Here is a 22,577-nt window from a genome sequence, read left to right as displayed (position 1 = left end):
CTGTTAGGTTCTCTTGTGTTGTTGAAGGATCGCTCCGGCCACGATCGACTGCGGCCGGAGCGAATGCCGCGAAGGGTCAGTTGATCGGGCCGCCTTCACCCGGCTTGCCCGGCAGCTGCTCGGGGAACAACTCGTAGTCCCCCTGCTTGTCGGCGGCCACGAACACCCTCTCCCGGATGATCGTGTCCTCCGCCCAGTTGAACATGAAGATCGGCGCACCGCTTGGAATGTTGGAGAAGCGCTTGTTGATGACCAGCGCGCCCGGATACTCCGTCAGACCGACCGTATCGACATTGCTCGTCGAGACCTTCTGGTACTGCTTCATCAGATCAGCCCGCTCGTCGTTGTCGTTGCTGGCGATGAACTTGTTGACGATGTCGACGAGTTCCTGTTCGAACGGCATCAGATCAAGTTCGCCGCTCTCCGGCACGCGGTGATGCCAACTTGTACGTGGACCGGTGGCAGCCAGCTGAGGCGTGTTCTGTACGACGGACGACAATTCGGCGCCGTTGCGATGCACCATCCAGTCGAAGCGTCCGGCATAGTTGGTGGCGTCGCGCTGCTTGCCGTCCAGCGCGTTGAGGACGATGCGCAGCCCGAGTTTTTCCATCTGCCCGACCACGCCTTCGGCGAGATTCTTGTCGGTGTTGTACTCGGAGGTAACGAGAAGCACGATCTCGACATCCTTGCCGCCCAGCGTGTCGGCGGGATAGTTGACGAAGCCGTTGCCATCCGTGTCCTTCAAGCCCGCCTTTTCAAGCAGCGCCTTGGCGCCTTCGAGATCGAAAGGATAATAGACCGTCGACTGACGATCATAAAAGCTGGTGCCGGACGACAGTCCGCCGGGATAGATCGCGGTGAACGGGCCCTTGACGAGCGACTCGCCGAGCTTCTTGCGATCGATCGCCATCGTCACGGCCTTGCGGAAGTCCGCGTTGCGATTGAGCTCGCGTACGGCCTTGGCGCGTTCATCCGGATCGCCCCAGCCATTGCCGGAAAAGTTCATGTGCAGGTTATAGCCGATCAGGCGAGCACCGAAGGCAAGGCGCGCGGGTGCCGTTTCCGATGCGGCGCGCTTCAGGGATTCGACGAAATTCTCCGGCTGCTCGAGATTGGAGAAGTCGCCGGAGCCGGCGATTGCCTGCACGTCGCGGTCGGCCCAGGTCGACAGCTTATAATGCATCTCATTGAGGTAAGGCAGCTGGTTGCCGGCCTCGTCGACCTTCCAGTAGTACGGATTTCGGCGCAGCACGATGATGTCGTCCGAGCGATATTCGACCGGCACCCATGCGCCCATGACCGGGATGTTCAGATACTCCGGCGGAAAGCCGTTCTTGTACTGATCGTAGGTCATGTCCTTGTTGTATTTCGGGTGCTTCGTCTTCAGGATATGCGCCGGGCCCGGGCAGAAGGTGCCATAAGCCATCGAATAGAGATGCTGGCGCGGGAACGCCTCCTTGAAGGTCCATTCGACCGTGTTGGCGTCGATGGCCTTCAGCGTCGTGCCTTCTCCAAACGTTTCCGGCGTTGCACCGTTGAGCGGCGAGACGTTCGGATCGACGACATTGTCCTCCCAGTAGAACATCACGTCATCAGACGAAAACGGAACGCCATCCGACCATTTGGCCCCTTCGATCAGGTGCATGGTCAGCTTGTGGCCGTCCTGTGACCACTCCCAGCTTTTGGCGAGGTTCGGCAGCGGCTCCATGTCCTTTGCCTCGACCTGGTAAAGCGGCGCCGTCCGGGTCAGGCACTCGAACATTTCGATGTCGATGCCGCCCCAGCCCTGCGTCTGTCCGGCCGAGTAGTTCCACCCTTCCGGACGCCCACCGACGACGTGGCGCATCGTGTCGCCATAGACGCCGAGGCCGTCGGGCATGTTGCCCGTCTTGAAGACGAGGGGCTCCTTCGGCAGCCGTTCGGCAACCGACGGCAGCTTGCCGGTTTTCACGAATTTCTCGGTCACCCAATCGGGCTCCCGATACTCCGGCAAAGCCTTGTATTCGAGGATGGAATCGCGGGGCACATAGGTGATCTTGCCCTGTGCGGGAAATGGCGGCTGTTCGGGCACCACGGTCGGCTCGGAAGCCCAGGCTTGCACGGCAAAGGTCGATACGCCGACCATCAGGGCGGCTCGCAGTCTAAAATGGCGCATTGCGTTCATCGTTTCTCTCTCCCTCATGCTTCACGCCGGACCGAAACGGCACGGCTTGCTCCTCACGCATTTTCCTTCATTCGCAGACGCGCGTCTGATCCGAGGGGGCGGCTCTCCCAAGCTGCCGCGTCCCCTCGCCTCGGCCTGTCAGCCAGCCGCACGCAATGTCGTCGCTTCCTTCTCGGCGCGCAGTTCCTCGATCGATCGGATTTCGCGGCGGGCAGCGCCCTTCCATTCGCGGGTCCTGACCGTTGCCTTGCTCAGGCGCTCGCGGGCCGCCGGCACGGCGTCGGCGTACTGGGGAAGCCATTGCGCCTGAGCGACGACCATTTCGTCGACCATTTGCCAGACTTCTTCCGGCGTGCAGACGGCGCCGACCAGGGGGTCGTGCAGAACCGCAAGCTTCAACAGATCGATATCGCCGGAGATCGCTGCGTGGACAGACATGCGCTGGACGTTGATCGATGAAATGCAGGTGGCAGCACAAGCCTCGGGGAGCGTGATGCCCGCGACCATGTTGATGCCGAAGCGATCGACGAAGCCGGGCGATTCGATGATCGCGTCCGACGGCAGGTTGGTGATCACGCCGTTGTTCTTCACATTGAAGTGGCCGCGATAGACGCGCCCGGTCTCCAGAGCCTCGAGGATATGGCTCGCATGCTCGTTGGAACGGCGAGCAGGATCGATCGGCCTGGCGGCGGCTTCAAGGAACTGCGAGAACTCGGTCTCGAACCAGTTACGTGTCTCGGTCGAGTGGCGCAGATAGCCGCCGGTCTCACCATGGATCCAGTCCGACATGTCGATCCAGCGCGTCACTTCGTCAGGCCGCTTGCGATACCAGGGCAGGTATTCCGACAGGTGGCCGTTGCTTTCGGTGGAATAGACGCCGAAGCGCTTGAGCACGTCGATGCGCAGCTTTTCCTGTTTGGAAAAGACCGGGTGCGCCTCGAAGGCGGCAACCAGCTCGTCCTTGCCGATCTTGCGGCCGCGCAGCCTCACATCGACGAACCACGTCTGATGGTTGATGCCCGAGCAGATGAAGTCGAGTTCGCCGTCCTTGGCGCCGAGGATTTCGGCGATCTGCTCACCGCCGTGCTGAACCCCATGGCAAAGCCCGATCGCATCGACCTTGCCGTACTCGATCGCCGCCCAGGTGTTCATCGCCATCGGGTTGGCATAGTTGAGGAATTTTGCACCCGGCTCGGCCAGTTCGCGGATATCCTTGCAGAAATCCAGGATGACCGGGATGTTGCGCTGGCCATAGAGAATACCGCCGGCGCAGATCGTATCGCCGACGCACTGGTCGACACCGTATTTCAGCGGGATCTGGATGTCGTCCGCATAGGCGCTGAGCCCACCGACCCGCACACAGCTGATGATATAGCGTGCACCTTCGATCGCCTCGCGGCGGTCGGTCGAGGCGGTGACCTTGGTCGGCAGTTTGTTGGCCTCGACGATCCTGTCGAGAATCGACTTGATCATCTCGAGATTGTTTGCGCTGACGTCGGTCAGCGCGAACTCGACATCATGGAACTCCGGCACGCAGAGAATATCGGTGAAGAGCTTCTTGGTGAATCCGACGCTGCCGGCGCCGATGATGGCAATCTTGAAGTTACCCATGCTGTCCTCGTCGCTGCTCGTTCGGCTGGATGTGAGAGATTGGGTAAAATTGGTTCAACCGGAAGGTTACACCTAAGCGTGCTTTCCCTGCCGATCCGTTCCGTCCATATCGCTCAAAATCAGCCATCTTGCGTTGTTGAGAGGCATTATGCGTATAATGCGTGATGCCACCAGAGAGGTATTGTGCTTTCATGGGTAATTCTGTGCTGAAAAGATTGATCGAGAACGGCCCGGCGATGAAGACGGTCTCGCTGCCGCGCGGACGTCATAGCCTGCACACGATGCCGACCAGCACGGGCTATGAGATTCGCACCGATGCAAGCTACGACTGGGACGGTCGCAAGCGGGGCCAGACGCCGTTCACCGTGCTGCAGCACACGCTCTCAGGCGCCGGAAACCTGCGCTACGAGACACGCAACCACCGTGTGCGCGCGGGCGAAACGTTACTCCTCATGGTCCCGCACAATCACCGCTACTGGCTCGAACAGGGCGGCCGGTGGGAGTTCTTCTGGATCTCGATGAACGGCGAGGAGGCGTTGCGCATCCACAAGGCCATACTTTCGACGACCGGACCGGTCCTGAACCTGAAGCCCGAGACGATCGAGCATCTGGCAGACTGCAGCCTGCGGCTGATTTCAGGTGGGGGCGAGGCGTCGGGCAGTGCGTCGGCCATCGCCTATGAGGCGGCGATGGCCCTCTACGACGACGTCTTCGGCGCCCATCCGGTCTTCAGCCAGGAGTACCGGACGATGCAACAGGTCATCCAGCATATCATGGCGAACCTTGAGCATCCCCTGCCCGTCGAGAAACTGGCCGAAGTCGCGGGGCTCAGCCGTGCACATTTCTCGCGCGTCTTTGCCGCCAGCGAGGGCATGCCGCCGGCGGAGTTCGTGCTGCGTAAAAGGTTGCAACGGGGGGCGAAACTTTTGACGAAGGCTGCGCATCTGTCCGTCAAGGAGGTATCGAACATGTCCGGCTTCGAGGATCCGAACTATTTCGCCAAAGTCTTCCGACGCCATTTCGGGGCGAACCCTACCGAGTTTCGCACAACCGGGATGTATTCGAGCGTCGCCGCCAAAAGCCGGGACGCACTGAACTCGGCAAAGCGGACCTGAATGGCGGCGCTGCATTCATCAAGGTCGGCATCGCCAAATGCGACGTGTAGACAGGCACCGGCCGGCAAGGCCGTAGTCAGGCATACGGGCGCAGTGCAGCGCACGCATAGCTGCATTGCACAAAAAATGTTTTCCAACTGATCAAAAAACGAGCATAACGCCTGCAGCTGATGCACATGGCGGTCTCCTCCCAGTTCCGCCGCAGCAGCTGTTCCCCTCTGGAGGTTTATTGACCTTCACACTTAAGGGCCGCGGTTTTCCGACGGCCCCTTTTTTTTGCCCTTTTTCCGCAGGTCAGTGCCTGCGGCAATACCATTTGGCGCCAGCTGCAGCCCTTGGCGGGTTTTCGGCACCGATAATGCTGGCCCGGCGTCAACTGCCGGGTTCGCAAGGGCGTGTTGTGGCCTCGCTCCCGAGGAATTCCAGAAGCACGGCGTTGAACGAGGAGGCGGACTCGATGTTGACGATATGCCGTCCCGGCAACGACACGTGGCGACCGCGCTGAACTGCGGCTGCGATATCTTCGAGACCCGCCGGCGGGCAAACCGGATCCTGCTCGCCGGAGATGGCAAGCACGGGCGTTTCTATCTGCGCAAGCGCATTTTGCAGGTCCGCCTTTGCCAGTGCTGCGCAACACCCCACATATCCAGCGGGCGATGTGGCGGCGAAACTGTCGAGCACCTCGGTAACAGATCGCGCTTCGGAAGCGCGGAATTTCGGTGTGAACCAACGCTCTGCCGTCGCGGGCACCAGCGCCTCCAGCCCTCCGGCTTGCACAGCCTCGATACGCTCCAACCAGCCTTCCGCAGTGCCGATCTTCGCAGCGGTCGCACATAGGACGAGTTTGCCAAGACGCTTGCCGGCATGAATACCCAACCACTGTCCCGTGAGACCGCCGATCGATAGGCCGCAGAAATGCGTTCGCGCGATGTCCAGCGCATCCAGCAGCGCCAGGACATCTCCACCGAGGTCGTCGAGAGAATAGGGCGGAGACGGTGCGGACGATCGGCCGTGCCCCCTGCGATCGTAGCGCAAGATGCGGTACTGCGCCGACAGGACGTCCACCTGAGCGTCCCACATATGCATGTCGGTGCCGAGCGAGTTGCAGAACACGAGCCAGGGCTTGTCGTCGCTCGCGTATCCATCGATGCGGTAATGCAGACGGTGATTGGCAAGCTCAAGATAGGTCACAGCGCAATTGCTCCGGTTGTTGCGGCTAGGGATGTGTGTCCGGATGGTCGAGCGTCCGCCGCCCATTCGGGCGGGCCAGAATGGGCGGCGGGGCAGTCCAGTGCGAGCGGTCGGCCTTGCTACATCAGCCGGATAGCCTCAGGCGGTCGCAAGCCGGGCGACTGCGGAGCTGCGGGCGTTGCTGACTGCAAATACGAGCATGGCAAGCGCGGCGACCGCCGCCGGGATCGAGAAGATCAGGAAGTTCTGTTGAAGCGGAAATTCCTTGGCAAGAAGCACGCCGCCGAGCGTCGGGCCGACGATCGCGCCGATCCGACCGACGCCCGACGCCCAGCCAAGCCCGGTGGAACGGACAGAGAGATTGTAGAGCTGCGCCACGCTCGCATAGAGCAGGATCTGCGTGCCGATCGTGGTGGCGCCTGCGACGAAGACCATCAGGAACAGGATCCCTGCCGACGGGTTGAGGCCGATCAGCGCGATGGATGCGGTGGCCGCAACGAAGAAGCCGACCACCACCTTTGGCAGACCGAAGCGGTCGCCCAGCCGGCCGCCGACGATCGCGCCGGCCATGCCGCCGAAATTGAGCGAGAAGAGGCTGAGCAGGCTTGCCTTCTCGGCATAGCCGGCTTCCTGCAGCACCTTCGGCAACCAGGACGAAAGCAGATAGACGAGCAGCAGGCAGCAGAAAAAGGCGGTCCACAGCATGAGCGTGCGCAACGCACGCTGGTGACGAAACAGTTCCGCGATTGATGCGGACGCGCCCTTGGCTTCGGAAAACACCAGCCGATCACTGGCGCCAAGGGCTAGTGCAGGCGCGAGCTTCGCGTAGATCTGTTTCGCCTTCTCCTGTTTGCCCTGGCGGATGAGGAAACCGAGCGATTCCGGCAGCTTCCACAGGATGATCGGCAGGAGCAGCAATGGCAGCGCCGCCACGAAGAACATCGGCTTCCAACCGAATTGTGGAATGATGCCGATGCCGAGACCGGCCGCGACCATGCCGCCGACCGAATAGCCCGAGAACATGATGGCGACCATGGTGCCACGAAGACGCTTGGGCGCATATTCGTTCATCAGCGCCACCGCATTCGGCATCAGCCCGCCGCAACCGAGACCGGCAAAGAACCGAAAAATCTTGAACTGCTCAGGCGAATTCGCAAAGCCGGCGAGCAGCGTCGACACGGTGAACAGCAGGAAGCTGATCGCGATGCCTTTCTTGCGGCCGATCCTGTCAGCCAGAGGCCCGAAGAAGAGCGCGCCGAACATCATGCCGAACAAGGCCCAGGCCTGGAGCGCCCCAGCCTGCGGCTTGCTCAGGCCCCACTCGGCAATCAGCGTCGGCAGCACGGTGCCGGCGACGAAGACGTCGTAGCCGTCAACGATCAGCAGCAGAGCGCAGAGCGCGACCACCAGCCACTGAAATCTCCCGAACGGATTGTTGTCTATCGCTTCATTCACATCGATGGTGCGCATGATCACTCCTCCCCGAGTCTGTTACGCATTCATGTCTCACGTCGTCAGCCGAGGTCGCCCCCGGCAACCGGCAGCACGCTTCCGGTGATGTAGGAAGCCTCGTCCGAAGCCAGGAACAGGATCGGCGCCACCTGTTCGTCGGTTGTCCCGTAGCGCTTCATGAAGGTGGATTGTTTCACCTGCTGCACGACCTCGCCCATCCAAGCTTTTTCGGCGTCCGTATCGCCTTCGGCATTGCGTGGAATGAGGCGCGGCGGTGCTTCGGTCCCCCCGGGCGCCGTGGCGACAACACGGATATTGCGATCAGCGACTTCCATGGCGAGCGACTGCGTCAGGGCGTTGACGCCACCTTTTGCCGCCGAATAGGGCACGCGATGGATGCCCCGCGTCGCATTCGACGAGACGTTGACGATGGTGCCGCCGCCGCGAGCGAACAGATGCGGCAGCGCGGCGTGGCAGCAGTAGAGCGTCGGCATCAGCGAGCGGCGGATCTCCGCATCGATCTGCTGTGGCTCGAATTCGCCGTAGGGCCGCATGCGGATCGCCCCACCGACCGTGTTGATCACGACATCAATGCCACCGAAGGTCTCCGCTGCGAAATGCATGGCGGCCGCCGCACCCTCATAGGCTTCAAGGTCGGCGTTGAAGGCCGCGGTTTCAGCATCCCGGGCCTCGGCCGCAGCATCGGCGACGAAGTCGGCGCGGTCGACGAACAGAACCCGTCCACCCTCTTCTGCCGCGCGGATCGCCACCGCCCGACCGATACCCTGCGCCGCACCGGTTACCACCAGCACCTTGCCGGAAAACCGACCTTTAAAGAGCGGCGCACTCATGCGGCCACCTTCGCGATCGCATTCGGCGTAAACTTCTCGTAGTGGAAGCTGTTCGGCGTCACATGGTTCTCGTCGAAGTGCCTCCGGACGGCATCTACCATTGGAGGCGGACCGCAGAGATAGACGTCAACGTCACCGTCGTTGAGGACATCCGCGGGCATATGCTGCGTGACCCAGCCCTTGCGCGGATGACTGGAGGCTTCCTCGGCCACGACGGTCACAAAGGTGAAGTTGGCAAGCCGTTTGGCATAGGCCTCAATCTCGTCGACGAGGACCAGATCGAGATCGCGCGTGACGCCATAGATCAGATGGATGTTTTGCTGCGAGTTTTCGCGGGCGAGCACCTCCAGCATCGACAGGAACGGCGCAAGCCCGGTACCGCCGGCCAGAAACAGGAGTGGCCTCTGAACCTCACGGAGATAGAAGCTGCCGAGCGGCCCGGTCAATTGCAGCGTAGTTCCGACCTCGGCACGCTCCAGCCAGTTGCTCATCAGCCCGCCGTGAATCTTCTTGATGAGAAAGCCGATGCGCGCCTCGCCAGGTGCCGTGCTGAACGAGTAGGAACGGTTCTGGCCACTGCCGGGCACGTCGATGTTGGCATATTGCCCAGGCAGGAAAGCCGGCGCTGTGTCGATATCGAGCTCGAGCACGATCGCTGCGTCATTGTGGGGGCTCACGCGCGCAACCGTCGCGGAGAAGCTCTGCTGTCCGGTCTTGCAAGCGGCCGATGTCGTTGGAACTGCGACCACGCAATCCGATGTCGGCTTCATCTGGCAGGTCAGCACGAGGCCGCTCTCCGCCTCGTCTGATGTCAACGCATCATCGATGAAGTCGTCACCGAGGTCGTAGCTGCCGCTCTCGGCCCGGCACTTGCAGGTGCCGCACACGCCGTCGGAACAGTCCATCGGCAGGTTGATCTTGTTGCGAAAGGCGGCGTCGAGCACTTTCTCGCCGTCCTTGCATTCGATGAAACGGGTGACCCCGTCTTCGAAGTTCAATGCGATCCTGTAGCAGCTCATGGAACCCTCCTCTTCAGTCCCTGTTCCGACCGGCAACGTGCGTCAAAGGTGATAGACGTCGACGACCTGGCGGATGTAATCGTTCTTCAGCACGATCTTCTTGCTGGCGATCAGCAGCCTGTCGCCTTGCCTTTGCAGCGTGACGAACATGGTTCCGAAGAACAGGTCGGTAACCTTGTAGCGATGGTTCAAGGTCTGGAAGTTGTAGCGCACGTCGACCGCACCGCCCCGATCCTCCAGCACCTCGACATTCGTCACGTTGTGGCTGGTGCGCGGTTCGGGTGTCGACGCGCCGGAGCGCTCGGTCTTGATGCGGAACACCCGGTCCTCCAATCCGTCGCGGCTCGGATAATAGATCAGCGAGATCTCCGAGTGCGGATCCTCGGTCAGTTGATCGTCGTCGTCCCAGGCCGGCATCCAGTAGGTGACGTCAGGCGCATAGCAGGTCAGCCACTCGTCCCATTGGCGATCGTCGAGCAGGCGAGCTTCACGGTAGAGGAAGGCGCAGATGGCGTCGTAGGAAGTGCTCATGCGACCACTCCGCTCTTTTCGGCGACAAGCGCATCGCGCATCACCTTGGCCCAGTATTCGTGCTGGCGGACGAAAAGCCCCTCGTCCTCGCTGCGCTCGCCTGACAACAACGGCTCGATGCCCATGCGCCTGGCGTTTTCGTCCGGGCCGTCGATCCACAGGGGCGCACCGCGCGACAGGTCGTTCCAAAGCGCTGTCGTTCCGGCGTAACCCTGTTGGCAGGCGCGGAATTCTTCGAGGTCGTCGGACGTGCCCATGCCGGAGACATTGAAGAAATCCTCGTACTGGCGGATGCGCAACGCGCGGTCGGCGGCGCTCTCACCTTTCGGCGCGAAGCAGAAAATGCTGATCTCCGTCTTGTCGACACTGATCGGCCGCGTCACGCGGATCTGCGTGCTGAACTGATCCATCAGGAAGACATTCGGATAGAGGCAGAGATTGCGGGTCTGGTTGACGATGAAATCCGCCTTGTCCTCGCCGACCCGTGCCACGATCTCGTCCCGCCGGTTGTAGACGGGGCGGACCTCCGGGTTCATTGTATTGGTCCACAGCAGGATATGGCCGTTGTCGAACCCGTAGACGCCGGCGACCGAGCGGCTCCAGCTGTTGGCGTCGACCGCCTTCGTGCCTTCCTCGTTGCGCCGGCCCATGGTGGCGGCGTAGTTCCAGTGCACGGAGCTGACGTGGTAGCCGTCGCAACCGTTCTCCATCTGCAGTTTCCAGTTGCCGTCATAGATGTAGGACGAATTGCCCCGCAGCACTTCCAGTCCATCAGGAGCCTGGTCTACGATCTGGTCGATGATGACTTTCGTCTCGCCCAGATAGTCCTCCAGGGCTGGAACGTCTTCCTTGAGACTGCCGAACAGGAAGCCGCGATAACTCTCGAACCGAGCGACACGTCTCAGGTCATGCGAGCCATCCTTGGCAAACTGCGGCGGATACTGCGTCGACTTTTCGTCCTTGACCTTCAAGAGCTTGCCGCTGTTGGAAAAGGTCCAGCCGTGGAAGGGACAGGTGAAGCTGCCCTTGTTGCCGTGCTTGCGGCGGCACAACATCGCGCCGCGATGCGCACAGGCATTGATGACCGCATGCAGTTCGCCGTGCTTGTCGCGCGTGACGACCACCGGCTGACGGCCGATATAGGTCGTGTAGTAGTCGTTGTTGTCGGGGATCTGGCTCTCATGGGCCAGATAGACCCAGTTGCTTTCGAAGATGTGTTTCATCTCCAGCTCGAACAGGTCTTCGTTGGTGAAGATATCGCGGCGGCAACGGAATATGCCGGCCTCCTTGTCGTCCTGCACGGCGGTCGCGAGCAGATGATTGAGGTCCCGGGCCTTGTCGATGATCGCAGACATGATCTATCTCCCGCAAAGCGCGCACTTGAGGGCGCAGCCTTTGCAACACAGTCGTTTATGACGATGATTGTCGGGGATGGCGGCCCATCCGGGCCGCCGGTTTTGCCGCTCAGGCGGCCGCGCGCTTGCGCTGTTCGTTGACCTGGTTGTCGATGCCGTCGACCAGCGCCGTCAGGTAGATGTCGAACTTGATCTCCGCGAAGGGCCCGGCCAGGCCATTGGCCTTGATGCTGGCCTCGTCGGTCCGTTCGGTGACGGCCGGAACCAGTCCATCCCTTGTGGCATAGGCGAAATCGTCATCGACCAGGGGATCGCCTTCGATGTTGATCTGCGTCGTCAGCTTGCGGTGATCGCCGGCGCTGATGAACAGGTGGATATGGGCCGGACGCTGGCCATGGCGGCCAAGCGCCGACAACAGCCGTTCGGTCGGGCTGCCGGGCGGTACCCCATAGCCATGCGGCACGATGCTCTGGAACTTGTAACAGCCGTTTTCATCCGCAACGATCGTGCGGCGCATGTTGAACGGCGCCTGCTTTCCCGTCGGGTCGAAGTGGGAATAGAAACCGCGGGTGTCGCAGTGCCAGACTTCGACGGTGGCCCCCGGCAGCGGCTTGCCATTGGCGCCGAAGACGGTGCCGTGCATGATCAGGGTGTGGCCGTTTTCGTCCGTGCCATCGTCGAGGCGGGCAAATCCGTGCGACACCGGCGCGCCGGCCACGTAAAGCGGGCCTTCGATGGTGCGCGGCGTCGGGTTTTCAATGCCGAGAGCCGCATCGATCGCATCGAGGCGCTCATCGAGGAAATGGTCGAGGCCAAGACCGGGCGAGATCAGCCCGGCCTGGCTGGTGGCGCCGATCTCGTTGATCCAGGCGATGCCGGTCCAGTATTCATCGGGGGTGATGTCGAGATCGTCGATGGCCTTGAACAGGTCAGACATGATCCGGTGGACGATCTGCTTGACACGCGGACTGCCGCCGTTGTTGTCGAGGCCGCTCAGAACCTTGAGAAAGTCCTGTGTCTCCGGCCTGTCGAAGATCTGCACGTTCATTTTTCATCCTCCTCTTGGATTGCTCAATAAGTTCGCGCCTTTCGCGTCCTCCCGGGCGCAGCGCCGATGATTGTCTAGCTATCGTCCTCGCGAACCGACGAGGGATGCCGCACCAGCGGCGTCACCTCGATCTCCATGAACTTAAACAGCGGAAGGCCGGAAAGTATCTCGTGCAGCTCCGCATTGTCCTTCACGTCGAAGACGCTGTAGTTCGCGTACTGGCCGACAATGCGCCAGATATGTCGCCACTTGCCGCTCTTCTGCAGCTCCTGCGAATAGGCCTTTTCCCGGACGATGATCTCGGCCGCCTCGGCCTGCGGCAGATCGTCTGGAATGTTCACGTCCATGCGCACATGAAAGAGCATGTTCAGCCTCCCTGCCCGGCAATGCTGATCGACTTGCGCAGTCCATCGCGCGTGAAGAAGGCCAGACGCTCTTCGTCAAGCTCGATTCCGAGCCCGGGTCCTGAGGGAACCGTCAGCTCAAACTCGCTGTAGTTAAGCGGTGTCGCCAGGATCTCTTCCGTCAGCAGCAGCGGCCCGAACAGCTCAGTGCCCCATTGAAGGTTGGCAAAGGTGGAAAACACCTGCGCCGACGCCACCGTGCCAACGGCGCCTTCAAGCATCGTGCCGCCGTAAAGACCGATGCCGGCCGCATCGGCGATAACAGCGACCCGTTGAGCATTGAAGAGCCCGCCGCTTTGCTCGATCTTGACGGCAAAGACGTCTGCACCACTGACTTTCGCCAGTTCGAAGGCGCTTTCGGCGCCGTGCAGCGATTCATCGGCCATCAGCGCGACGGGAAAGCGACGCACAAGCCGTGCGAGCGCCGCCGCCGAGGCGACCGGCTGTTCGACCAGATCGCAACCGGCGTCGGCCAGCGCGGCCATGCCATAGGCAGCATCCGTCTCGCTCCAGGCCATGTTCACGTCGACCCGCACCGAGGCGCGTTCGCCGAGCGCCCGCTTGATCGCCGCAACATGGGCGATGTCCTGGCGCAGCGGTCGTGCTCCGATCTTGAGCTTGAAGATCCTGTGACGGCGCAGGTCGAGCATCTTCTCGGCCTCGGCGATATCGGTCTTCGTATCACCGGATGCCAGCGTCCAGGCGACCGGCAGGCGGCTTCGCAAACGCCCACCCAGCAGCTCGCTGACGGGCAGGCCGAGCCGCTTGCCATGCGCGTCGAGCAGTGCGGTTTCAACCGCACATTTGGCGAAGCGGTTCTCCTTGACCATCTTGCCGATGCGCGCCATCAGCGCCCGAACCGCGGTTGCGTCCTGACCGACCATGACGGGGCGAAAATAGGTATCGACCGCAAGCTTCATGCTTTCCGGGCTTTCGCCGCCATAGGCCAGGCCCGCAATCGTGGTGCCCTCGCCGATGCCGACGATGCCGTCGCTGCAATGGACTTTGACCAGCATCAGGGTCTGGCCGTTCATGGTCGCCACCGAGAGCTTGTGCGGCCGGATGGTCGGCAGATCGACGAGCAGGGTCTCGATGCGCTCCACCAGAGGGAACGCTGCTGCAGTCGGGCCAACGGATGTCAAGGTCGTGTTCATGGGGCGACTTTGCGCCGGGCACGAAGTCCCGTCCAACATCAATTGCGTCTGCTACGATACCTTTCTGGTATCATAGGCGAAAAAATGTCACCCTATCGGCACTTCCCGCGGTGCAGCATATCGTCGACACCAGCGAAATCGGTCTAAGGGGTGCAAGCAAATGATGGATCTCCGCCAGCTTCGCTATTTCGTAGCCGTCGCGCGTGAGCGAAATTTTACCCGCGCGGCCCAGATGCTGCACATCGCCCAACCGCCCCTGAGCCGGCAGATCCAGTTGCTCGAGGAGGACCTTGGCGTCCCCCTCATCATCCGCAAGAGCCGCCCGGTCCGGCTGACCGAGGCAGGGCGCCTGTTCTATGAGCAGGCGCTGCAGGTGCTCGGCAGGGTCGAACAGATGCAGGCGGCAACCCGCCGCGTCGGCTTGAACCAGAACAGCGTCGTGTCCATCGGCTTCGTTGCCTCGACCTTGTATGGCGGGCTGCCCTCGCTCGTGCGAAAGCTGCGCCAGCACGCCCCGGAAGTGGATATCCAGCTGTTGGAAATGGTCTCCGTCCAGCAGATCCCCGCCCTCAAGGAGGGTCGTATCGACATGGGGTTTGGTCGCCTGCGCCATAGCGATCCGAACGTGGTCGGCACAGTGTTGCGCGAAGAACGCCTAGTCGTCGCCATACCCAAAGATACGCCGCTTGCCGAGGATGCCTCGCCGCTTGCGGTCGCCGCCCTTGCCGGTCAGAAGGTTATCGTCTACCCCAAGGAGCCTCGTCCCGGCTATGCCGACCATGTGCTCAACCTCTTGCAAAGCCATGACGCACGCCCGGCCGAAGTTCAGGAAGTGCGGGAGATCCAGACGGCCCTCGGGCTGGTGGCCGCTGAAGCCGGCGTCTGCATCATCCCCTCCTCCGCACGGCAGATGCGGTCTGACGTGCATTACCGTCTGCTTGAGGGAGAGGGAGCAACCTCGCCGGTCATCCTCAGCCATCGCGTCGGCGACAATTCCCGGTACATCGAACTCGTCAAACGGCTGATCGAGGAAATGTACGCGGAAAACCCGCCATGGCTGGATCCGGAATACAACCTTCTTCCCACCCGTGGCTCGACCGGCAGCCCAACGGCGCACCTAGAGAGGTTTTGACAGGCGCGCAATGCCCCGCCTGGCAACCGCGCACGTCAAGCGGCTATCTCGGCCGACCAGTGGCCTCGCGATCATCCGATCGCTTTTATGACCCGGGCGCACCAAACGCAGCGACCGCGGCCAGGTCTCGCTTGAAATGGACCATCTCGACCTCTCGGCGGGCGGCATCCGGAATGCGCAGCAGGAAGGATGGATGAACTGTGACGAACACGGCCGGACCATGTTCAGAGCGCCGTATCGTTCCCCTGACATCGGCAATCTTCGGGCGCTCTCCGGTGAGCGCGAACAGTGCTGTCGCCCCCATCGCCACGACCAGCCTCGGTTTGACCAGTGCCAGTTCGAGGTCGAGCCACCACCTGCAATGTTCCACCTCGCCGGCATCGGGCCTTTGGTGCAGCCGCCGCTTGCCGCGCATCTCGTATTTGAAATGCTTGACGGCATTGGTGACATAAAGGGAACGACGATCGAGCCCGGCTTCGTGCGCCACCGCGTCAAAAAGCTTGCCGGCCGGTCCGACAAACGGTCGTCCGGCGAGATCCTCCAGGTCTCCGGGCTGTTCGCCGACGATCATGATCGGTGCACCGGCCGGCCCTTCTCCGAACACCGTCTGCGTGGCGCTGCAATGGAGTGGGCACCGAGTGCAGCGGGACGCCTCGGCACGAAGTTCCTCCAATGTCCAGGGCACCGGCGGCCCTTCTTCCCGCACTTTTGCTGCGGCCTCAATTCGCGCGTGAAAGGCCGGCGGGTCTCGTGCCATTCGCTCGCCCATGGCAACGACGCTCGCCTCAGCACCTGCGATCATCCCGGGAATAAGCGAGGCCTCCGGAAGGTTTTTCCAGTACTTCTTCGGCATTTCCGCCTGCATCGCCTTCACCTTCAGTCGGGCGGGATTGAAGATGCTGGAAAAATAGGTGCGCCAGAGTTCTTCGGTGTCGTCCGACAACGCGGTCTTTTGGCCCGGGGTTGAGGACACCTCCAGCAGCTTGCCGTTCCAGGCGGCGATGCCGCGCGGGGTTGCGATCATCCAATCCATGTCGAAGAACCGCCTGTGAAAGAACGGTGCGACCCGAGCGACGATGTAGTGATCCGGCTCGAACCATGCGACGAACCGGCGGCGGCCGGCGTCTTCGCACGCACCGACCTCCTTGAAACGAACAAAGGCGGTCATCTTGTGGCTGTCGCGCCGGACCGATTTGGCCAATCCGTGCAGCGCCGCGACGTCGCCATCCGTCGCGTTACCCAACAGGTCGCGATCCCGTTGCAGTCGATGGAGAACCCGGTAGAGAACGCCGAACCGAACCGGATCGGCATGACAGATGGCGGTGGCCGCAAGGTCGAGGAACAGCCTGGGCACCGTCAACGCCGGTGAGGCATGCTCCAACGGCACTTGCTTCTCCGGATCACCTCGCTCCCGATCAAACAGATCGGCGCTTGCATCGGCCTCTTGACGCCATTCAACCGCCTCCGGCGGCACGCCCGCAAGCAGCAGCCTGCGCGCCGCATCGCGCCATTCGCCGAGCTCCCCTCGTCCTTCCAGGGCAACGACCCGCATCAAAACAGATCCAGCTGTTCGGGCTTGGGCTCGAACATCGAGCGTAAATCCGATCGGTCGATCAACTTGTGCGGCGTCCAGCCCTCCGTCGACAGGAATGACCGCACCTTCTTGACCGAAATGTGCAGCCGGGCAAGATCCTCCAACCTCAGACGACGCAAACGACGTGCCGAAAGAATGGCCCTGACGGCCTTCGTGCCAAGGCCGGGAACGCGCAAAAGCGCTTCTCTCGACGCGGAATTGACGTCGAGCGGGAAAAAATGCCGATTGACCAGCGCCCAGGAAAGCTTGGGGTCAAGCTTGAGATCAAGCATGCCATCCGGCTGGTTGGCGGTGATTTCATCGATGTCGAACCCATAGAAGCGATAGAGCCAGTCCGCCTGATAAAGCCTATGCTCGCGCATCATCGGCGGCTTGATCAGCGGCAGCTTGCGGGATGCATCGGGAATGGGACTGAAGGCCGAATAGTACACCCGGCGCAGTCCATAACTGCCGTAGAGCCTGGCGCTCGTGGCGAGGACCACGCGGTCATTCGCCTGGTCGGCTCCGACGATCATCTGGGTGCTTTGACCCGCCGGCACGAAGCGCTTCCTTCGCTTGGTCTGCAGTGTCGCGTCATTGGCCTCATCGATCTTCAGCCGCAACTCCCCCATCGATCTGCGGATGTGAGCCGGCCGCTTTTCCGGCGCGTAGGCCGCAAGACCCGCGTCTGTCGGAAGTTCGATGTTGATGGAAAGCCGGTCGGCATAGATGCCGGCTTGCTCGACCAGCAGCGGCGATGCCTCGGGGATGGATTTCAGATGAATGTATCCGGAGAAATTGTGGTCAACGCGCAAAGCCCGGGCGATGCGGACCATCTCTTCCATCGTGTAATCCGATGACCGAATGATACCGGACGAGAGAAACAGCCCTTCGATATAATTGCGCCGGTAGAATTCCATCGTCAGCCAGACGACTTCTTCCGCCGTGAACCTCGCACGCTCGACATTGCTTGACGAGCGATTGATGCAATAGGCGCAGTCATAGATGCAGAAATTCGTCAGCAGTATCTTGAGGAGCGAAATGCATCTGCCATCGGGAGCATAGGCATGACAAATGCCGGAGCCTTCCGTCGACCCCAACCCGCCGGTATCCGCCGAGCTTCGCTTGACGGTTCCACTCGAAGCGCACGAGGCGTCGTACTTTGCCGCATCCGAGAGGATTGCGAGCCGTTCTTTGAGTGATTTCTTCATATTTGTTCACTATATGTTCCATTCGTGCTTGCGTCAACATCGACGTGCTTCATGCCAGTTCGTGCCCGGCGTGCGATTTGCTGACTGTGGAAGACCGTGCCGGCAACGGGCCGGGTGATGCCGATGACACCGTTGAGCGAGGCGGTTGGACCCGCGTGTCCCAGGTCGGCCACCCTGGGCATCGCTCAGAAACGGCAAAGGCGCTCCAGCTTCGAGCCGGGGCGCCACAATGATCTCTACCGCAAATGGTCAGGCTGCAGCCTAGGCGGCCGCCTCCCGCTTGGGCAGCACCCAATTCGCCCGCGGAAAATGGCAGGTGTAGCCGTTGGGATAGCGCTTCAGGTAGTCCTGGTGTTCCGGTTCCGCTTCCCAGAAAGCGCTGGCCGGCTCGACCGCCGTCACGGTTTTTCCTGGCCAAAGGCCCGACGCATCCACATCCGCAATGGTATCTTCGGCTATTCGCCGCTGCTCATCCCCAAGAACGTAAATCGCCGATCGGTAGGAGGTGCCGACATCGTTGCCCTGCCGGTCGAGCGTGGTCGGATCGTGAATCTGGAAGAAGTACTCCAGAATCCGGCGGTAGCTGATCATCTCGGGATTGAAAACGATCTCGATGGCTTCGGCGTGTGTACCATGGTTGCGATAGGTGGCATTGGCCACATCGCCGCCGGTATAGCCCACGCGGGTCTCGATGACACCGGGCAGCGCGCGGATCAGATCCTGCATGCCCCAGAAGCAGCCACCAGCCAAAACAGCTTTCTCGGTCATTTGTTATGTCTCCACTTGCTTGAGATCGGCACCATAGCGCTTGGCGTTCATTTCGCCGAGCGGAATGAACCGCAGTGCCGCGGAGTTGATCCAAGAACGCAGCCCGACACAGGCAGAGACGTCAGACCCGGCGCAAGGAAGGTCAAGGGATGGTGGCGTGCGGGCGGGAGAGTTGCCCGCACACCACCCACGCGGCAAGGAAGCCGCGTTGAGGCGTGAGCCCGAGGCGGCTTCCTTGCACGGCTGGATCGTTACTTGCTCGAACCGGCCTTCGGCAGAGCGGCCCATTCCGCGAGGAATGTGTCGCGGCTGCGGGCGGCCTCTTCCTCGTCGATCTTGAAGACCTTGATCGAGGCGAGTTCCGGCAGCTTCACGAAGTCGGAAACCTGGATGTCCGTGCGGCTCGGACGGCGAAAGGCGACCTTCAGCAACTCGATCTGCGCTTCCTTGGAAAGCAGCGTATCAATTGTCTTCTTGGCATTGTCACCAGCCGGTGCGCCTTTGACGAGCGCAGCGAATTCCGGCGTCGTGAAGGTGCCGGAGGAGGGGTAGACGATGCTGATCTCCGTCTGGCCGCCGTCGACATAGCTGTAGCTGTTCGTCTCGAAGGTGATGCCGACGGTATATTCGCCCATAGCCACGCCCTTCGGCACGGCCGACGACGAACTGCTGACGACGAGATTGGCAACCAGCGCCTTGTAGGTCGCTTCATCGAGCAGCTTCGACAGGCCCCAGACGATCGTGTAGCCGGTCGAGCTGTTGGCCGGATCGGGCAGGACGATACGACCCTTCCAGGACGGATCGGCCAGGTCCTTCCAGTCGCCCGGCGCCGCGGAACCGTTCAGCTGGTCGGTATTGACCATCACGGTGACGACATGGACGTTGGCGGGCTGGAAATAATCTTCGGGAACACGCAGGTCCGCAGGCATCGCGGCCAGTTCCGGCGAGGTGTAGGGTTCGAGTACATCCTTGAAAGCGCCCATCGTGTTGGCCGAGGACGACCAGAAGACGTCGCCCTGGGGGGTGGCCTTCTCCGCCTCGATGCGGCGCAGCAACACACCGCTGCCACCGGTAATGATGCCGGTCGTCAGCCCGGCCTTCTCCTTGATGACGGCCTGCACGGCCTCGACGGCCGGGACCGGGTTGGTGGTGTAGATCACGGGATCGGCAGCGGCGGCGCCTGCTGCGGCAAAGCCGGCGAGAAGCATGGTCGTTGCGGCAAGTTTCATCATGGCAGTTCCTCCTGGTTGGTCTGAGATCGGCCGCGTCCCTCACGCGGCCGGATGGTCGTTGATTTTCACTTCGAGCCGAACAGGTCCACTTTGAACACGGTCGTGGCGATCACGACCGGCAGCAGGATCACGGCAACCAGCACCAGGCCATAGGCCGAGGCATAGGCCATCAAGCCCGAGTCGATCAGCCGGAAGATCTGGATCGGCAGGGTTTCGCGGCCGCCGGAATAGACAAGCAGCGAAGCCGAGAGTTCGGAGACGGTGGTCGTCCAGGTCAGGATCGCGGCCGAGGCGACGGCAGGCAGCATCATCGGCAGCACCACGCGCAGGAACGTCCTGAACGGCGGCGAGCCGAGGCTGATGGACGCCTCTTCGATGGAGTTCGGGATGTTGTGCAGGATCGCCTGGCCGTTGCGCATGCCGAAGGGCATGCGGCGGATGACATAGGCGAGCACGATGATCGTCGAGGTCCCGGTCAGCGAGAGGAAGCCGCCGTTGAAGGAGGCGAGCAACCCGACGCCGAGAACGGTGCCCGAGAGCGCCAGTGGAATGGCTGCGACATAGTCGATCAGCGGCGTTACCAGATTGGGCTTCTTGACGACGAGGTAGCTGACGAGCGTGCTGAAGGCGACCGAAATGAGCGTGGCGATGCCGGCAAAGAGGATCGAATTGACCAGCGGGCCGGGCGCCGTGATGAAGACGCGGGCCATGTTGTCGAGTGTCCATTCCCCCCAGCGCATGACCGGCCCCCGCGAAACCGTGAAGGCGCCCACGGCAATGGTGACGAGCGGCAGGAGCGAGATGGCGACGACGACGCCCGCAGCAGCGCTGACGAGCACGCCTTGACCGCCCTTCAGCGGCTGGGGCTTGGCGCCCCTGCCCTGCACGATCTCGTAGCGGCCCCTGGCGATGATACGGCGATTGACGAAGAGCAGACCCATGACGATCAGCACGGAGGTGCTGGCAAGCGTGCTCTGCATGGTGAGGTTGCTCGCGCCCTCCGCCACGGCCGCCTGATAGATCGCGACCGAAAGCAGCGGCACGTTGTGGCCAAGGATGGTCGAGATCGCGAAATTACCGACGACCATGGTGAAGACGAGCAGTGCCGAGGCAAGGATCGCCGGGCGAATGACCGGCAACATGACATGGAAGCGCGAGCGCACCGGTGCCGTACCAAGGCTTTGGGCGGCCTCCTCCAGCTGTGCATCGAATTTGCCGATGGCTGCCACGGTGCCGATATAGACATAGGTGTAGTAGATAAAGCTCATCGACGTGATGAGGCCGAACCAGCCGTAGAAACTCGGGAGGAAGATCCCGTGGCCCTTCAGGAAGCGGGTGATGAGGCCGTTGTTGCCCAGGATCATCAGCCAGGTCTGCGCCGTCACGACTTCCGGAATGACCAGCGTGATGAGCGGCAGCAGCGTGATCAGCAGCTTGCCGCGGAAACGGAAGCGCGCCGAGACATAGGCAAGCGGCACGCCGATCAGCGTCGAACACAGCGTGACGACGCAGGCGAGCACCAGCGTATTGCCGATGGCCGCCAGGCTGCGCCCATCATGCATGAGCTGGACCCAGCCCGAGCCGCCGTCTCCGAAGAAGCTCGCGGTGAAGATGTAAAGCAGCGGATAGACGACGAAGACGCCGAGAAGAGCTAGCGCCAGCGCGGAAAACCAGGGCCAGGGGGAGCGCAGAAGAGACGGGTTCATGACCGGATCACCCGTGCCGCGGCGGGATCGAAGCCGAGGTGGACAGAGGCACCCGGCAGGAAGGCGTCGTGCCCTGCACCGTGCAGTTCCGCATTGAGGACGAGGCCGCCTGCGCATTCGACGCTGTAGCTGGTACGGGCGCCGAGATATTGCCGGCCACGGATGGTTGCCGGCAACGATTGCAGGCCGGCAACCGGCGCTGAAGAAATCTTCAGGTCCTCCGGTCGAAGAACGAGGAGACCGTGCTCGGCTGGGCCCTCCAGTGCGTCCGTCGCCAGCAGGCGGTTGCCGGCGACTTCAAACTCGACGAGACCCGGAGAGGTCGAGCGCACGGCAACGTCTGTTCGGTTCGCTGCACCAACGAAATCGGCGACGTAGCCGGTGCGGGGCGTCGCATAGATCTGCTGCGGCGTGCCCAGCTGCTCGACCTTGCCCTTGTTCATCACACCGATCAGATCGGACATGGACAGCGCTTCTTCCTGGTCGTGCGTCACGAAGACCGTGGTGATATTCGCCTCGCGCTGCAATTCGATGATCGTCTCGCGGATCTGGACGCGGAGTTTCGCATCGAGATTGGAGAGCGGTTCGTCCATCAGCAGGACCGTCGGTTTGATCACCAGCGCGCGGGCAAGCGCCACGCGCTGACGCTGGCCGCCGGAAAGGGCTGCCGGATGGCGGGAAAGCAGATGGCCGAGGCCGACCCGCTCAAGTGCGGCCTTCACCTTGCGCTCGACACCCTCGCCCTTTTCGCCGCGCGCACGCAGGCCGTAGGCGACGTTGTCGGCCACCGTCTTGTCCGGAAAGAGCGCGTAGTCCTGGAACACCATGCCGATCGCGCGCTTGTGCGGCGGCAGTTCGGTGACGTCGCGTCCGCCGAAACGGATCTGGCCGCCGCTTGCCGGCGCAAAACCTGCAATGGTGCGCAACAGTGTGGTCTTGCCGCAGCCGGAGGGGCCGAGCAGCGTGAAGAAGCAGCCTTGCGGAATATCCAGCGACAGGCCGGAAATGACGGTCTCGGCGCCGTATCGCACCGACAGGTTGGAGATCGCTATGCCCATGA

At 61.9% G+C, this 22,577-nt stretch carries 19 protein-coding genes; 2 read left to right on the top strand and 17 right to left on the bottom strand.

Features of this window, described 5'->3' with window-relative positions; all coding sequences use genetic code 11:
* Window positions 1–76: 76 nt before the first annotated feature.
* Together LPJGGPFB_RS18645 and melA are read right to left on the bottom strand one after the other, a co-directional pair.
* Window positions 77–2,155: an ABC transporter substrate-binding protein gene (locus LPJGGPFB_RS18645; RefSeq protein ID WP_234902932.1), complete on the bottom strand. Its 2,079-nt coding sequence runs from the start codon at window positions 2,153–2,155 to the stop codon at window positions 77–79.
* Window positions 2,156–2,302: 147 nt separating this feature from the next.
* Window positions 2,303–3,775 (bottom strand): alpha-glucosidase/alpha-galactosidase, encoded by a 1,473-nt coding sequence (gene melA, locus LPJGGPFB_RS18640; RefSeq protein WP_173421435.1) that lies wholly within the window; start codon window positions 3,773–3,775, stop codon window positions 2,303–2,305.
* 191 nt (window positions 3,776–3,966) lie between these two features.
* Here melA and LPJGGPFB_RS18635 point away from each other — a divergent pair, with 191 nt between their 5' ends.
* On the top strand, window positions 3,967–4,890 hold the full coding sequence (locus LPJGGPFB_RS18635; protein ID WP_173421434.1) for an AraC family transcriptional regulator: 924 nt from the start codon (window positions 3,967–3,969) through the stop codon (window positions 4,888–4,890).
* Between the two features lie 372 nt (window positions 4,891–5,262).
* Here LPJGGPFB_RS18635 and pcaD read toward each other — a convergent pair whose 3' ends face one another.
* The 9 genes from pcaD to LPJGGPFB_RS18590 all read right to left on the bottom strand — a co-directional run bounded on the left by pcaD (window position 5,263) and on the right by LPJGGPFB_RS18590 (window position 13,895).
* Complete coding sequence (gene pcaD / locus LPJGGPFB_RS18630; RefSeq protein ID WP_173421433.1) at window positions 5,263–6,081, bottom strand: 3-oxoadipate enol-lactonase; 819 nt, start codon at window positions 6,079–6,081, stop codon at window positions 5,263–5,265.
* A gap of 138 nt (window positions 6,082–6,219) precedes the next feature.
* Entirely contained in the window at window positions 6,220–7,551 is a 1,332-nt protein-coding gene (locus tag LPJGGPFB_RS18625; protein WP_173421432.1) for an MFS transporter, read from the bottom strand.
* A 44-nt stretch (window positions 7,552–7,595) separates the two neighbouring features.
* A complete protein-coding gene (gene benD / locus LPJGGPFB_RS18620) occupies window positions 7,596–8,384 on the bottom strand; it encodes a benzoate diol dehydrogenase BenD (protein WP_173421431.1) in 789 nt (262 codons plus the stop codon).
* The gene (gene benC / locus LPJGGPFB_RS18615) at window positions 8,381–9,403 is read right to left on the bottom strand and encodes a benzoate 1,2-dioxygenase electron transfer component BenC (RefSeq protein ID WP_173421430.1); all 1,023 of its coding nucleotides are present in this window, start codon (window positions 9,401–9,403) and stop codon (window positions 8,381–8,383) included. The genes benD and benC overlap by 4 nt, the downstream gene beginning before the upstream one ends.
* A gap of 42 nt (window positions 9,404–9,445) precedes the next feature.
* Window positions 9,446–9,934, bottom strand: a complete 489-nt coding sequence (gene benB / locus LPJGGPFB_RS18610) for a benzoate 1,2-dioxygenase small subunit (RefSeq protein WP_173421429.1) — start codon at window positions 9,932–9,934, stop codon at window positions 9,446–9,448.
* Complete coding sequence (locus LPJGGPFB_RS18605) at window positions 9,931–11,289, bottom strand: Rieske 2Fe-2S domain-containing protein (RefSeq protein ID WP_173421428.1); 1,359 nt, start codon at window positions 11,287–11,289, stop codon at window positions 9,931–9,933. The genes benB and LPJGGPFB_RS18605 overlap by 4 nt, the downstream gene beginning before the upstream one ends.
* 109 nt (window positions 11,290–11,398) lie before the next feature.
* Window positions 11,399–12,337 (bottom strand): catechol 1,2-dioxygenase, encoded by a 939-nt coding sequence (catA, locus tag LPJGGPFB_RS18600; RefSeq protein ID WP_173421427.1) that lies wholly within the window; start codon window positions 12,335–12,337, stop codon window positions 11,399–11,401.
* A 74-nt stretch (window positions 12,338–12,411) separates the two neighbouring features.
* Window positions 12,412–12,702 carry a muconolactone Delta-isomerase gene (gene catC, locus LPJGGPFB_RS18595; protein WP_173421426.1) on the bottom strand — a complete coding sequence of 97 codons (291 nt, stop codon included), beginning with the start codon at window positions 12,700–12,702 and terminating at the stop codon, window positions 12,412–12,414.
* Window positions 12,703–12,704: 2 nt separating this feature from the next.
* The gene (locus LPJGGPFB_RS18590; RefSeq protein WP_173421425.1) at window positions 12,705–13,895 is read right to left on the bottom strand and encodes a muconate/chloromuconate family cycloisomerase; all 1,191 of its coding nucleotides are present in this window, start codon (window positions 13,893–13,895) and stop codon (window positions 12,705–12,707) included.
* 163 nt (window positions 13,896–14,058) lie between these two features.
* Here LPJGGPFB_RS18590 and LPJGGPFB_RS18585 point away from each other — a divergent pair, with 163 nt between their 5' ends.
* Window positions 14,059–15,027, top strand: coding sequence for a LysR family transcriptional regulator (locus tag LPJGGPFB_RS18585; RefSeq protein ID WP_173422227.1), 969 nt, complete (start codon window positions 14,059–14,061; stop codon window positions 15,025–15,027).
* An 85-nt stretch (window positions 15,028–15,112) separates the two neighbouring features.
* On the opposite strand, the gene LPJGGPFB_RS18580 is transcribed toward LPJGGPFB_RS18585, so the two are convergent.
* The 6 genes from LPJGGPFB_RS18580 to LPJGGPFB_RS18555 form a co-directional block, all read right to left on the bottom strand.
* Window positions 15,113–16,579, bottom strand: a complete 1,467-nt coding sequence (locus LPJGGPFB_RS18580) for a UdgX family uracil-DNA binding protein (protein ID WP_173421424.1) — start codon at window positions 16,577–16,579, stop codon at window positions 15,113–15,115.
* Window positions 16,579–17,811, bottom strand: coding sequence for a putative DNA modification/repair radical SAM protein (locus tag LPJGGPFB_RS18575; protein ID WP_173421423.1), 1,233 nt, complete (start codon window positions 17,809–17,811; stop codon window positions 16,579–16,581). The genes LPJGGPFB_RS18580 and LPJGGPFB_RS18575 overlap by 1 nt, the downstream gene beginning before the upstream one ends.
* A gap of 261 nt (window positions 17,812–18,072) precedes the next feature.
* The gene (gene msrA, locus LPJGGPFB_RS18570; RefSeq protein ID WP_173421422.1) at window positions 18,073–18,579 is read right to left on the bottom strand and encodes a peptide-methionine (S)-S-oxide reductase MsrA; all 507 of its coding nucleotides are present in this window, start codon (window positions 18,577–18,579) and stop codon (window positions 18,073–18,075) included.
* A 251-nt stretch (window positions 18,580–18,830) separates the two neighbouring features.
* Entirely contained in the window at window positions 18,831–19,811 is a 981-nt protein-coding gene (locus LPJGGPFB_RS18565) for an extracellular solute-binding protein (RefSeq protein ID WP_173421421.1), read from the bottom strand.
* 65 nt (window positions 19,812–19,876) lie between these two features.
* A complete protein-coding gene (locus tag LPJGGPFB_RS18560) occupies window positions 19,877–21,517 on the bottom strand; it encodes an ABC transporter permease (protein WP_173421420.1) in 1,641 nt (546 codons plus the stop codon).
* Window positions 21,514–22,575: an ABC transporter ATP-binding protein gene (locus LPJGGPFB_RS18555; protein ID WP_173421419.1), complete on the bottom strand. Its 1,062-nt coding sequence runs from the start codon at window positions 22,573–22,575 to the stop codon at window positions 21,514–21,516. Before LPJGGPFB_RS18555 ends, LPJGGPFB_RS18560 begins: the two co-directional genes overlap by 4 nt.
* Between the last annotated feature and the right edge of the window lie 2 nt (window positions 22,576–22,577).

The sequence above is a fragment of the Ensifer adhaerens genome (genome assembly GCF_013283195.1).
Classification (GTDB): Bacteria; Pseudomonadota; Alphaproteobacteria; order Rhizobiales; family Rhizobiaceae; genus Ensifer; species Ensifer adhaerens_G.
The sequence above is the reverse complement of the archived record's forward strand: the minus strand, read 5'-3'. Positions and strand labels throughout refer to the sequence as shown.